At 72.4% G+C, this 12770-nt stretch carries 11 protein-coding genes and 1 tRNA gene; 2 read left to right on the forward strand and 10 right to left on the reverse strand.

What is annotated here, in order from left to right:
• The 9 genes from LLG88_11270 to LLG88_11310 all read right to left on the reverse strand — a co-directional run.
• The coding region (locus tag LLG88_11270) for a carboxypeptidase regulatory-like domain-containing protein (GenBank protein MCE5247483.1) at positions 1 to 1974 on the reverse strand (1974 nt) is incomplete at its 3' end.
• A 131-nt stretch (positions 1975 to 2105) separates the two neighbouring features.
• Entirely contained in the window at positions 2106 to 3485 is a 1380-nt protein-coding gene (locus LLG88_11275) for a tetratricopeptide repeat protein (GenBank protein MCE5247484.1), read from the reverse strand.
• Positions 3486 to 3602: 117 nt separating this feature from the next.
• Positions 3603 to 5396: a VWA domain-containing protein gene (locus tag LLG88_11280; protein MCE5247485.1), complete on the reverse strand. Its 1794-nt coding sequence runs from the start codon at positions 5394 to 5396 to the stop codon at positions 3603 to 3605.
• 83 nt (positions 5397 to 5479) lie between these two features.
• On the reverse strand, positions 5480 to 6691 hold the full coding sequence (locus tag LLG88_11285) for a M20 family metallopeptidase (protein MCE5247486.1): 1212 nt from the start codon (positions 6689 to 6691) through the stop codon (positions 5480 to 5482).
• A 159-nt stretch (positions 6692 to 6850) separates the two neighbouring features.
• Positions 6851 to 7738: a hypothetical protein gene (locus LLG88_11290; GenBank protein ID MCE5247487.1), complete on the reverse strand. Its 888-nt coding sequence runs from the start codon at positions 7736 to 7738 to the stop codon at positions 6851 to 6853.
• Between the two features lie 2 nt (positions 7739 to 7740).
• Complete coding sequence (locus LLG88_11295) at positions 7741 to 8442, reverse strand: hypothetical protein (GenBank protein ID MCE5247488.1); 702 nt, start codon at positions 8440 to 8442, stop codon at positions 7741 to 7743.
• A gap of 236 nt (positions 8443 to 8678) precedes the next feature.
• A complete protein-coding gene (locus tag LLG88_11300) occupies positions 8679 to 9458 on the reverse strand; it encodes a hypothetical protein (GenBank protein MCE5247489.1) in 780 nt (259 codons plus the stop codon).
• Positions 9459 to 9467: 9 nt separating this feature from the next.
• The gene (locus LLG88_11305) at positions 9468 to 9683 is read right to left on the reverse strand and encodes a DUF1573 domain-containing protein (protein ID MCE5247490.1); all 216 of its coding nucleotides are present in this window, start codon (positions 9681 to 9683) and stop codon (positions 9468 to 9470) included.
• 52 nt (positions 9684 to 9735) lie between these two features.
• Positions 9736 to 10791 (reverse strand): HD domain-containing protein, encoded by a 1056-nt coding sequence (locus LLG88_11310; GenBank protein ID MCE5247491.1) that lies wholly within the window; start codon positions 10789 to 10791, stop codon positions 9736 to 9738.
• A gap of 356 nt (positions 10792 to 11147) precedes the next feature.
• Between LLG88_11310 and LLG88_11315 the strand changes: the two genes are divergently transcribed.
• On the forward strand, positions 11148 to 12098 hold the full coding sequence (locus LLG88_11315) for a hypothetical protein (GenBank protein ID MCE5247492.1): 951 nt from the start codon (positions 11148 to 11150) through the stop codon (positions 12096 to 12098).
• A 70-nt stretch (positions 12099 to 12168) separates the two neighbouring features.
• Positions 12169 to 12258: transfer RNA gene (locus LLG88_11320), tRNA-Ser, on the forward strand.
• 9 nt (positions 12259 to 12267) lie between these two features.
• Here LLG88_11320 and LLG88_11325 read toward each other — a convergent pair.
• Positions 12268 to 12741: a WbuC family cupin fold metalloprotein gene (locus tag LLG88_11325; GenBank protein ID MCE5247493.1), complete on the reverse strand. Its 474-nt coding sequence runs from the start codon at positions 12739 to 12741 to the stop codon at positions 12268 to 12270.
• Between the last annotated feature and the right edge of the window lie 29 nt (positions 12742 to 12770).

A 12770-nucleotide genomic window follows, 5' to 3' on the forward strand; every position in this document is an offset into this window, starting at 1 on the left:
CTCGCCGGCGCCCTTGAGCTTCTGCGTCGAGGAGCGCAGGCCGAGCTTCACCGTCCACTTGTCGGTGATCGACCAAGTGTCCTGGATGAAGAGCGCGGTGTCCTTGGCCGACGTCTCGCCCGGCTCGTTGAAGCGGGCGCGCGTGACGCGGTAGACCGGGTCCGCAGTGCAGGGAACGGCGGCGCTTCCGTAAATGTCAAGCCCCGCCGTGCAGTTGCCGGCGCCGTAGCCGCCACGGACATCGACGAGCGCGCCGGACGTGGTCGGCACGTAGATGTTCATCGTCGCCGGGTTGGTGTCGGCGACCCAGCCGCCCTCTCCGTCGGACACCGCGTGACGGAACGGAACGTTGAAGCTCGGGCCGGAGTAGGTGGACGCGGCGGAGTACTTGAGGTCGAAGTACTGGAAGCCGGCCTTGATTTCGTGGCTGCCCAGCGTCTTCGTGATCTTCAGCGAGTAGTCCATCGTCTTGTCGGTCGTCGGCCCGGTGAACCCGGAACCGCCGACGACCGGCTGCGGCGCCATGCCGGCCTCCAAGACCATGCGGCGGTCGCGGAAGCGGAAGTCGTTGACCGTGGACGTCTCGGTGAAGTCGTTCTTGCGGTGGTTGACCTGCGCCTCGACGAACCAGTCGCTCCCGAAGAGGCCGGTGTAGCGCAGCGACTGCTGGTGGGCGCCGTACTTGATCGTGGAGGCGAACGCGCCGCCCGCGGCGTCGGCCGGAACGCGGGACATCGACTCGAGCGTCCCGTCGCCGTTGACGTCGGCCCGGCCGAAGAACCGGATGGCCGAGCTGGCGTTGGTGCCGAGGTTGCCGTAGCCCTTCGAGGGATCGCCGAAGGCGGTCAGCTCGAAGCGGTGGTTGGCGCTGGCCACGAAGTTGAACTTCGCGGCGTAGTTGTCGCGCTTGCGGTCGCCGCGGACAGTCTGGCTGTCGTTCGGCATGAAGTTCTGGTCAAGGTAGGTCGAGGCGGTCGTCGGATCGGCGAGGCGCAGCGGATTGCGCGGGTCGTCGGTCTTCACGATCTCGTCGTTCCAGTTCTTGACCGGGTTGTAGGCGACGAACCAGAAGGCGCGGTCCTTGATGAACGGACCGCCGGCCTGGAGGCCGATGTCCGTCGTCTGGGGCCCGACCTGGTCGTTGATCATGCCGCGGATCAGGGAAGCCATCTTCCCCTGCGAGGCGAGGCTGCGCGGCTCGACGTAGACGCCCACGCGTCCCTTCACGTCGTTGGTGCCGGAGCGGACGATGCCGCTGATCACGCCGCCGAGCGCCTGGCCGTATTCGGCTTCGAACCCGCCGGTCTTCACCTGGACTTCTTCGAGGAAGTCGGAGGTGATGCCCGTGCCCAGGGAGCCGTAGTTCAGCGAGTACGTCCCGACGCCGCCGTAGCCGGAGTCGGTGATGTTCACGCCGTCGATGATGTAGGAGTTCTCGAGGCCGGACGAACCGCCGATCGAGTAGTTGCCCTGGCCCGTGCCGCCGCCGTCGACGACGCCCGGCGCGAAGGCGACCGCGGCGACGAAGTTGCGGCCGATCGGCATGGTGTTGATCGCCTGGTCGGTCTTGAAGCTGCTCAGGACTTCGGAGCGCTTCACGTCGATCAGCGGGGTCACGCTGGTGACCGTCACTTCCTCGGTCTTCCCCGGGTTCAGCTTGACGGGGAGCCGCGTGATCTGCCCGGTCGTGAGGCCGACCTTGCTGAAGAGGACCGGCGAGAAGCCGGCCATCTCGGCCTTGACCTTGTAGATCCCCGGCGGCATGAAGCGGAATTCGAAGTTGCCGTCGACGTCGGTCTGCGTCGAACGTTCGCCCAGCGGGCCTTCGATGACGATGGTCGCGCCCGGAAGCGGCTTGCCTTCGTTGTCCAGAACCTTGCCGGCGAGAGTGCCGGTCGTCGGCTGCTGGGCAAAGACGGCCAGCGAGGCGGCGACGATCATCATCAAGGCGATGACGAGCCACGATCTCCTCATGCTGTCCCTCCTCCTGTGTGGGTGACTGTTGTCGCCAAGCCCGCCGCCACGCCGGAAGGGCCTCCTCCAAACGCGGCGTCCGCCGCCCCCGCGGCGAACGACCGCCCCTTCCGGCGCGCGGCGCGCAGGGCCTACTTCTTCGGTTTCGGCTGCTGCTTCTGCTGCTCCTTCTGCTTCTGCGCCGCTTGGGCCTTCAGGTCCCGCTGCAGCGCGTCGATGACCTGCTTCTCGGATTCGGCGTCCGGCGCGTTCGGCGCGGCGGCGACGTAGGCCTGAAGCTCCGCCAGCGCGTCTTCCCGCTTGTCCTGGTTGAGCAGAGCCTCGGCGAGATACTTGTGCGCGTCCGCGAGGTCGGGCTTGAGCTCGAGCGCCTTGCGGAAGTGCTGTTCCGCCGCGGCCCACTGCTTGGAGCGCATCAACGCGGCGGCGACGTTGAAGTTGAGCACGCCGGCGTCGGCCGGCGAGAGCGGCGCGGAGGCGACGAGCTTGTCGGCGTCGTCGGCGCGGCCGGCGGCGCTGTAGGCGTCGGCCAGCTGGACGATGATCGCCGGGTCGCTCGGCGTCAGCTTGTAGGCTTCCTCGAGCAGCGGCAGCGCCTCGGCGTCCTTCTTCTGCTCCCGCAGCGCCAGCGCCAGATTCAGCAGCAGCGGCGAGCGCTGCGCCGGCTCGGTCGCCAGCGGCAGCCGCTCCTGCATCGTCGCCGCCGCCTCGGGGAACTGCTTCCGCCCGATGTAGAACGACGCGAGAAGGTCCATCGCGCTGTCGAACTTCGGGTTGAGCTGGATCGCTTCCTTGAGCGGGGCCTCGACCTCGTCGGCGCGGTTGAGCTTGTAGAGGCAGAAGCCGCGCATGTAGAGCATCGTCGCGACGTCGGCCGGCTTGGCCTCGGCCCGCTTGGCGAGCAGCTTGTCCACCTCGCCGAGCCCGGCGTCGAACTGGCCCGCCTGGATCGCCGCGACGGCCGCGCGGAGCTTCTCCTTCAGCTCGCGGTCCTGGACGTCGACGCCGCCGGGGCCGGCCGCCCCGGCCTGGCCGGTCGGCTTCCCCACGAAGAGCCGGAGCTCGACCGTGTTGGCGTCGGACGGGATGGAGACCGGCATGACCGGGTTGTTCGGATCGAGCAGCCCCTCGCGGTCCTCGAGCACCTTGCCGCTGGGAAGGTTGATCTTGCGCCGCTGCTGGTCGCGCATCTTCACCGCGGCCTTGACGATCTGCTTCCCCGGAACATCGACCTCGACGACGTAGTCGCCGGAGGGCGCGAAGACGCAGATGACCTCGCCCTTCTTGTTGGTCGTGTTCTTGTAGACCGAGGAGTTGGGGATCGGCTTCATCCCCTCGCCGGCCTTGAGGATCGTGACCGGGGCGTCCTTGATCGGCTGGCCGTCCTCGAGGGCGACGACCGTGATCGTGATCTTCGGGTTGTTGAGAGCATGCGCCGCGCCGATCGCGGCGCACACGACCACCGCGGCGGCGACGACGAAGGCGACGGCCAACGACCGACGACGGCTCATTTTCACCCCTCTTTCGCCGAGCCCCCAAAGCCCGGCGAAAAGGACAAAACTACTCGATTGCAGCGAAGCAACTTCCGCGCCAGCCGCCCCAAATTCGGCTAGCCCCAAAGATTCCCGCTACTTAACGGTCGAACCGTTTCCCTCGACGGTCGAGTCCGTCTTGTTCGGCGATCCAAGAGTTTGGTTTTCTCCAAGCCCTTGGATTCCGGGATGGATTGAATAGTCCGTCCCCACCGTGATGTCAACCGCCCTTTCGGCGGCGTGCTTGAAAACTCCCTCCGACATCCGGGCCCGGAGGCGGTAGCCGCCGGGGCGCAGCGGCAGGAGCAGCGTGTGCCCGAACTTCCGGCCCACCCGGTGCTCCTTCTGCTCGTCGGTCAGGGAGAACTCCACGGTGTCGTAGGCCTCGGCCGCGCGCCGGCCGTCCACGGCGATCGCCTCGACGTAGAAGGAGACCTGCGCGTTCCACTTCCCCTCGTCCCGCGTGACCGAAACGTCGTCGAGCGGCGCCTGGACGATGACCGGCACGGCGATCCCGCCCTCCGCGACGCGCGGCTTCCCCACGCCGATCTCGAGCGGCAGCGCCTGCGGCAGGCCGCGCAGCGGATCGAAGCGGTCGGGGAACGTGGCCTCGACCCCCTTGCGGGCGATCTTGACCTTGATCTTCGGCGCCCCGACGATCGACGGATCGCGGCGGAACCCGACCGTGTAGAGCCCCTCGACGGCGGAGGCCGCCGCGGGAAGGGACCTCTCGATCATCGGCCCGTGCAGCCCGCGCCCGCCCGTGCGGTAGGAGATCGTGTCCAGGGCGGAACGCGTCTCGTCGAACGCCGCGGTGTAAGGATCGTTGTTCCGCCGCTCGTTCATCTGGGACTGCAGATCGACGTCGGAGCCCGCGGCGCGGCGGCCGGAGGCGCGGGTGTCGAAGGTGAAGAACGTGACGTCGGCCGCGGCGGCGACGCGCGTCATCTCCATCACCTCGCCCTGCACGCGCGACTCGAACAGGCGGCGCGCCGTGCCGTAGTTGATCGCGTCCGTGCCGAAGGCGCCGAGGATCGCCTGGCTCGCCAGATCGCCCGGATCGAGGAGCAGACCGTCGCTGAACAGCAGCACCGCCTTGCGCCCCGGGATCGCCGCGACCGCGCCGACGAAGCTCCGCAGCGCCGCGATCGTCTGCCGCGAGCGCGTCTCCCAGTCGTAGACCACCGGCTGCGCCGCCATCTGCGCGCAGCTCAAGGTGTCGTAGGCGTTGTCGCACGTGTGCAGGCTGTCCATCAGCCCCTTGACGTCGGCGAGGAAGTCGTGGAACTCGCCGGGGGGCATGAAGCCCGGATCCTGCAGCAGCTGCAGCAGCGGCGCCTTGTCCGCGGTGAAGTTGACGAGCGTCTTGACGCCGTCCTTCGAGAGCGCGGCGACGGCGACGCTGTCCTCGGGCCGCATCTTCGTCTCGACCCAGTTCCGCGCCGCGGCGACGTTCCGCGCGCGGTCCTGCGTGCGGGTGTTGAAGCCGTCGAAGAGCAGCACGATCCGCCGCACCGGCTTCGGCGCCGGAATGCGGACCGTCCCTTCGTCCTCCGCGACCCGCTGCCCCGCCGCGGTGACGAGCGGCGCGGCGTGCGGCAGGACGCGCACCGCGAGGTCGCGCGTGGCGAACGGCTCGAGGTAGGCGATCTCCCGCGTCTTCCCTTCCTCGCGGATCTCGATCTCCTCCGGCTTGAGGTCCTTCACCGGCGCCCCGTCCTTGTCGGTGACGAGGAGCTGGATCTCGCCGATCCGCACGACGATCTCCGCCTTGAAGTCCTTCTCCCGGCCGGGAGGAGGCGTCGTCGGCGGCGCGTCGGCGGCGAACGCCGCCGCGGCGGCGATCAGGGAAGCCGCGAGGACCGGGCCCGAAAGAGCGCAGCGCTTCATGGGGCGATTCTAAGCAGAAACCGGACGATTTTGGCGGGCCTTATCGCCCGGCATTTCAACTTCGTCGGTCGGGGCGAATCGCCTCACCGCGCCATCAGGCGCGCGGCGGCCCGCAGCAGGATCTCCAGGCCGATCGGCGGAACGTCGTCGTCCACCAGGAAGCGCGGCGAATGATGCGGCGCGTCGGTCCCCCGCCGCGGATCGCTCATGCCGAGCAGCATCAGCGCCGCGGGGCGGGCGTCGGCGATGAACGAGAAGTCCTCCGCGACCATCGTCATCGGCCCGGGGGCGACCGCCTCCGCGCCGAGCGCCGTCCGCGCGGCGCCGGCCAGCGCCTCCGCGACGCGAGCGTCGTTGACCGTCGCCAAGTAGCCCTCGGAGACGAAGACGTCGGCCTGCGCGCCGTGCGCCGCGGCGACCGCGGCGGCGAGCTCGTGGACGCGCCGGATCAGCGTCGTCCGCGTCTCCTGGTCCGCCGCACGCAGCGTGCCGCGCAGCAGCGCCTTGCCGGGAAGGATGTTGTGCGTGTCCCCCGCGGCGAGGTGGCCGATCGAGAGCACGGCCGGCTTGAGCGGATCGACGTCGCGCGAAACGACGGTGTGGAGCGCCGCGACGAGCTGCGCCGCGGCGAGGACGAGATCGTGCGCGAGGTGCGGCGCCGCGGCGTGCCCGCCGCGCGCCGTCAGCGTCACCTGGAATTCGTTGGAGGAGGCGGTCGTCGGCCCGGCGGGGACGATCGCCCGCCCGCGATCGAGGAAGCTCCACACGTGCATCGCCAGCGCGAAGTCGACCCCCATCTCGTCGAGGAGGCCGGTTTCGACGACCCGCTTGCCGCCGGCGCCGTGTTCCTCGCCGGGCTGGAAGAGCAGGACGATCCGCCCGGGCAGCCGCTCGCCGCCCAAGCGCGCCAGCGCGTGCGCGGCGCCGAGCGCGGCCGCGACGTGCGCGTCGTGGCCGCAGGCGTGCATCCGTCCCGGATGGGCGGAGCGGAGATCCCGCCCGTCCACTTCGTCGAGCGGCAGCCCGTCCATGTCGGCGCGCAGCAGCACGGTCGGCCCCGGTCCGGCGCCCGGCAGTTCGACGGCGATCCCGGTCCCGACGATCCCGACCCGCGGGGCGAGCGCGAGACCGCGCAGCGTCCGCTCGACGTAGGCCGCCGTCTCGCGCTCCTCGAACGCCAGTTCGGGGATGCGGTGCAGCGCGCGGCGGTGCTCGACGACGAGCGGCGCCACGGCGCGCGCCGCCGCGGCGAGACGTCCTTCGAGCGTCGAGAGCTGGTTGTTGGCTTCGTTCACGGGAGTCTCCCCCTCGGTCGCGCCGCCATTGTAGCCGCGGCGGACGAAGGCGGAGGGCGCGCGGGCGGCGGAACGCGGCCGAAGGCGGAGAGGGCGCGGCGGCGGTACGCGGCCGAAGGCGGAGGGGGCGCGGCGGCGGAACGCGGCCGCGGACCGGCGCTAGCGCTCCGGAATCAGGCAGGCGAGGCCGTGGACGAACCGGTCCCGGCGGGCGCGGGCGACGGCCGCCCCGCGACGCTCGTTCTCGCGGCGGCCGAGATCCTCGATCGCGGCGAGGCTCTGCCGCACCGCCGCCTCGAGCGCCCGGTCGGGGGCGTGGTCCGCGGCGAGCGCCTCCCAGAGCTTGTCGATCGCCCCGCGGGAAAGGCCGCCGGTGGCCGGGTCTTCCTGCAGGCCGGCCTTGACGACGGCCGCCGCCCAGCGGCCGCTCCACGCCTCGGCGGCGGGAGTCGTCCGCTCCAGCGCCGCGGCCCACGCGCGGGCGGCGCGCCCGGAGGCTTCCTCGTCGTCGAACAGCGGCTCGAGGCAGCGCCCCGGGCCGCGCGGCGCGCGGCGCGCGGCGCGGTCCTCGTCGGGCCAGGCCGGGGCCGCCGCGGCGGCCGACGGCGCGGGGGGCGGCGCCGCGCTCGGAACGACGGCCACGGAGGGCGGCTCGATCCGCAGTTCCCCCTTGGTCGCGCTGCGCACCGTCGTCGGCGCGAACGAGACGACCAGCCGCTGCCCGAGCTTCACCGCGCCGCCGTCCACGACGAAGTCGAGGACGAGCGGGGAGCTGCCCGAGGCGCGGCGCAGCCTCCTGCCGTTCGCGTCGGCGAGCCAGAGGCCGGCGATCCCCGGACCGGTCCACGCGGCGCGGACGACCCACGTCCCCGGATGGTCGGGGACGAACGGCACGCGCACGACGCCCGCGGCGCCGGCCGGCGACTCGAAGGAGAAGACCCCGCCGCCCGAGACGGCGGGGGGTTCGTCCGCCCCCGCGGCGAAGGCGGCGGGCGCCGCGGCGAGGGCGAGCAGGGCGGCGGCGAGAAACGCGCGGGAGCGGCGCACGGTCAGGAGGGATCGACCGCGCGCATCGAGACCGCGAACGACTCCTTCTCGACGCGCGGCTTGTCGAGACGGCGGCCGTTCTCGACGGTGGTGGTCTTGCGCAGCACCAGCGTCTTCCCCGCCGCGCGGCGCGTCGCGCCGAGGTCGACGTCCCGCCGGACGAACGTCCGCGCGGATTCCGGCGTGTCCTGGTCGCGGCGGGTGTCGGTCTCCCACCAGCCTTCCCAGACGCGGCGCGGGTTCCCCGGATCGGCGAACGTGTAGACCTCGGCGACCCGCTCGACGCGGTTCGCGGAGAGCGACGTGTCCCAGGTCAGGAGCAGGTCGGACCGGCCGTCGCCGTCGAAGTCCACGACCGCCAGCTCGCCGTCGTGGGCCGGGCGTCCGGTCTCGGCCATCACGTGCCGGACCCAGAGGAGCGGCCCGCGCTCCGCGCCGGCGCCCGCCAAGGCGACGCCGTAGATGACCTCGCTCCCCTTCGCCGGATCCGACTCGCCGGTCAGGGCGTTGACGCTGTAGAGAAACTCCTGCGTCCCGTCGCCGTTGAGATCGGCCTTCGCCACGACGACGTTCAGTTGCGCCTCGCGCGGAACGTCGCGGGGATCGTCCGGCAGGCGCGGCGTCTTGGCCGCGGAGGCGGCCATCAGGGCCGAAAGCAGCGTGGTCAGGCCCAGAGCCGCCACAATTCCGCGCATGGGATTCATGGTGTCGCCAATATAACCTGCCCGGTTTCGCGGCGTGACCCGCGTCCAAGCGGAAAAACGTCAAGTTGGAGCCCCGGTCGGGCGACCGCGGCCGAGGCAAAGAATCGCTCCCGCCCGCCGAACGCGCAACGGCCGCCGACGGGGGCGGCCGTCCGGCCGAGAGCGCCCGCGGCCGCCGCCGGGGCGGCCGTCCGGACGCGAGCGCCAGCGGCCGCCGCCGGGCGGCCGTCGCGCCGCTACGGCCGCGCCGGGACGGTCGAGACCGACGTCTCGAGCCGCAGGTAGGCCGGAACGTCGGTCGTCATCACCAGGCGCCCGTTCCGCGGCGCGTCGGGCGGCGGACCGGAGCAGGTCAGCTGCACGACCTGCAGCGAGGCGGCGGCCGTCGAAAGGACGGAGGCCGAGCAGCCGGCCATCTCCCCCTCGAGCCGGGCCTCGAGCAGCCGGAAGGGGCGGCCGGCGGTGTTCTGGACGGTCACGTTGGCCCGCGTCTCGGCGCCGCCCGGCGGCCGCGGCAGCGCCACCGACTGGGGGCTCGCCCAGAGAAGCGGCCGCACGGCGCCGAAGACGTCCACCGCGAGGAGCGGCCGCTGCGGGTGGTTCGTCTTCGCCTGCAGCTTGGCCTGGATCCGCCGCGCGGTCGCCGTGGTCTTGAGCGACACCACGATCCGCGCCTCGGAGCGGTCCGGACCGGCCGGAGCGGGCGCGACGGCGATCGCCGAGTCGTCGATCGACAGGTCCGAGAGTTCGAGCGGCGCGCCGTCGGCGCGGCGCACGACGAGCTCCACCGGGGCGGCCGACTCGTTCTGGGCGACGAAGAAGGAGACGCTCGGCGGCGTCGCGACGAGCGGGTTCGCGACCACGAACGACACCGAGAGCGCGAGCGACGGACGCTCCGGATCGTTCGTCGAAACGGTGATGCCCTTCCGCACGCCGCCGAAGAGGCCGTGCGTGCCGACCGTGGCCTGGATCTTCCCCCGCCCGCCGGGCGGGACGACCGCGTCGTACGCGGTCACGGTGCAGCCTCAGCCGGGTTGCGCGGAGAGGATCCGCAGGTCGGCGTTCCCCGCGTTCTCGAACGAGAAGACGGCGACGGCGCTTTCCCCCTCCACGACGCGTCCCAGATCGACGTTCGGCGAAGCCAGGACCAAGACCGGGCGCGGCGGCGGCGGCGCGGCGGCGCCGTCGGACGGCGCGCCGGCGAGCGCAAGCGCGGCAAGCAGCAGTGCGGCCGAAGACACGATGCTCCCCTTTCCTCGAACGACGCGATTATGCCAAACGTGAGGCGCGGGGTCAGGGACGGGCGGGGGCGACGAGCACGCGGATGAACGCCTCGAGCAGCGAGGGGTCGAACTGCCCCGCCATGTTCTGCGTCATCCGCCACAGCGCCTGGTACCCCGAGAGGGCCGAGCGGTTCTTTCCGGAGGAGGTCAGCGCGTCGAAGATGTCCACGATCGCCACGAGGCGCGCCGCGAAGGGGATCTCGTCCCGCCGCTGCCCGTCGGGGAATCCGGAGCCGTCGCAACGCTCGTGGTGCCGCAGCACGACGTCGCACGACACCGGGTCGTCGAAGTCGGCGCGGCGCAGGATCTCGACCCCGCGCGCCGGATGGCGCAGGACGTCGGCCCATTCCTGGTCGGACATCCCGCCGGTGCGGTGCAGCAGGTCGAGCGGCGTCGAGCCGCGGCCGACGTCGTGGAGCATCGCGGCGCGGGCGACCATCGACATCCGGTCCATGTCCCCCCACCCGACCGCGCGGGCCAGTTCCGCGGCGTAGAGGCCGCAGCGGACGGCGTGGTTGTAGGCGTCCATGTCCTCGGCCAGCAGCTTGAGGAGCTGCCCGAACGACTCCTGCTCGGTCAGCAGGAAGCGCGCGGCCGACTCCGCGACGCTGCGCACCCGCTCCCCGAGTCCCGGCGCGCCGAGGTCGGACAGGGCGAGTTCGATCACGCTGCGCGAGACGCCGAGCAGCGCCCCGGCCCGCGTGCGGACCGGCAGCGTGTCGTCGATCAGGATGTCGTCGAGTTCGAGCTCCAGGCGCGACGGCGGCGGGACTTCGCGCGGAACGCCCTCCGGCTCCGGCACGCCGTCGAGCGGGCGGCCGCGCGCCCGGCAGTAGGCGAAGACGGCCGGCGCCTGCTCCGACGGGACCAAGATCTCGCGGACGCCGTTGTCCAGCAGCCGCCGCTGCACGTCGGCCGTGAACTCGAGCGCCGCGTCGCGGTAGAGAACCGGATCCGAGCCGCCGTACCGCAGGAACAGATCGAACCCGAGCACCGTCGCCGGCTCGAGGCTGTCCAGCGGAACCGAGAAGAACGCGCGCGGGGGCGCGGCGAGGCCGAGGCTCATGGCGAGGGCTCCGGCGCCGGAACCGTTCCGGCGGGCTCGCCCCCCATATCGGCCGCGACGCCGAATCCTTAAGAAAAGGGCCGCCCCGGCGGGCGGCCCGAATGATCCGCGGCACTGACGCAGCCGCCTTCGATCGGTCCGCCGGTCGCCGCCTGGGACGGTCGCCGGGAACCCCTCCTCCACAAGCGCTGGAAGATACCGCAGTTCGCGGCCGATGAAACCGTTTACCGCGCGCGACGGTCGCGTCAGCCGCCGATCGTGCGGCGCCGTACCCCTCGCGGCGGACGAAAAGGCGGGAACGACCGCCGAGCTTCGGGCGTTCCCTTGAAGTGGTGTTTCACGTCTCCAACCCGGAGGTGCCCGTGAAGCTCGCCCTGTTCGCCTTCGCCGCTCTGGTCCCGTTCGCCGACGCCGCGGCCCCCCAAGAGGCCCCGCCGACGGCGCCGCCCCCCGAGCCGGCGGCGTCCGCGCCGCCCGCCCCTCAGGCGACGACGTCCCGCGACGCGGCCGTCTCCTGCCCGTTCGCGGGCCGCTGGAAGCTCAACGAGGAGCTGAGCGACGACCCGTCCGCCGCGTTGCGCGAACTCGCCCAGCAGGGCGGCCAAGGGCCCGGACAGGGCCGCGGCGGCCGCGGCGGCGGGCGCGGGCGGGGCGGCCGCGGCGGAGGCGGCGGCATGGGCGGAGGGATGGGAGAGCCCGGCGGCATGGGCGGCGGCATGAGGGGCGGCGGGGGCGAACCCGGCGGCATGGGCGGCGGGATGGGCGAACCCGGCGAGATGGGCGGCGGGGGCGAGTCCGGCGACGACATGGGCGCCCCGCCCGACGACGCCCCCGGCGGCATGGGCCAGGCGCCGCCGGACGAGGACGAGGCGGTGACGACCGACGGCGCGACGACCGAAGTCGGGAACGGCGACCGGCGCGGCGGACGTCCCCCGCGCGGAGGCCGCGGTCCGCGCGGCGGCGGCGCGATGGACCTGCTGCGCCGCCCGCCGAAGACGCTGGCGATCGCGCAGAACGGCGCGGCGATCGAGATCGTCGAGGACGGGCGGCCGCCGCGGCGCTGGATCCCCGACGGCGAGCCCCACCCGGACGAGCGGCTCGGCTCGGGCGTGGCCACCAAGGCCCGTTGGATCGACGCCTCGCTCGCCGGCGAAGCGGAGATCTCCTCGAGCCTCTCGGTCAAGCAGACGTTCGCGCCGGCGCCCGAGCGGGACGGCGCGCGGCGGCTCTACGTCACCACGCGCGTCAAGCTCGCCCGCGCGGGGAAGTCGGTGCTTGTGCGGCGCGTCTACGACGCGGCGCCGTGACCGCGCGGCGTTCCGCGCGAGTTGACCGAACGCGCGCGGGCCGCCTACGATGCGCGGACTTGGAGCCGCGGGAGAGGTGGCCGAGCGGCCGAAGGCGCCCGTCTTGAAAACGGGAGCGGGGTCAAACCCGCCGTGGGTTCGAATCCCACCCTCTCCGCCAGGCGCGCCCTCAGTCGAAGAGGGCGCGCAGCCGCGCCTCGAAGGCCGCCGCCTCCTCGCCCCCTTCGCCCGGCGCCCACGGGGCGGCGTCGGCGCCGACCGGCGGCACGTACGGCCCCGGCTTGCACTCGAAGAAGACGCTGCCCGGCTCGAGCGCGACGAGGGAATGGAAGAGCCCCGGCGCGATGTCCACGCCGATCGTCGGCCCTTGCGGCGACAGCGCGGCCGTTTCGACGACCGCGCCGTCCTCGTCGAAGAAGACGATTCCGATCCGCCCCGCGACGCCGATCATCGTCTCCGCCTTCGGCGGCTCGGCGTGGCGATGCGGCCGGATGTACGTCCCCGGCTCGAGCGCGTTGAGCAGGCGGTGGACCGGATCGGCCATGTCGTGCAGGTTGAGGTTCTTGCGGCGCCGCGGCGCCGCGGCCGCTTCGGCGGACAGACCGCGGAGCCCCTCCGCGGTCACGTAGCGGGCGATCGTCATTTCGCTGTCTCCGGACCGCGCGGCCTCGA

The organism is bacterium (assembly GCA_021372775.1).
Lineage (GTDB): Bacteria > Acidobacteriota > Polarisedimenticolia > J045 > J045 > JAJFTU01.

Bases quoted from the DNA above. Each gene is read 5' to 3' on its own strand.
- LLG88_11275 (MCE5247484.1), bottom strand. From the start codon at position 3,485: ATGAGCCGTCGTCGGTCGTTGGCCGTCGCCTTCGTCGTCGCCGCCGCG.
- LLG88_11295 (MCE5247488.1), bottom strand. From the start codon at position 8,442: ATGAATCCCATGCGCGGAATTGTGGCGGCTCTGGGCCTGACCACGCTG.
- LLG88_11325 (MCE5247493.1), bottom strand. From the start codon at position 12,741: ATGACGATCGCCCGCTACGTGACCGCGGAGGGGCTCCGCGGTCTGTCC.
- LLG88_11310 (MCE5247491.1), bottom strand. From the start codon at position 10,791: ATGAGCCTCGGCCTCGCCGCGCCCCCGCGCGCGTTCTTCTCGGTTCCG.
- LLG88_11280 (MCE5247485.1), bottom strand. From the start codon at position 5,396: ATGAAGCGCTGCGCTCTTTCGGGCCCGGTCCTCGCGGCTTCCCTGATC.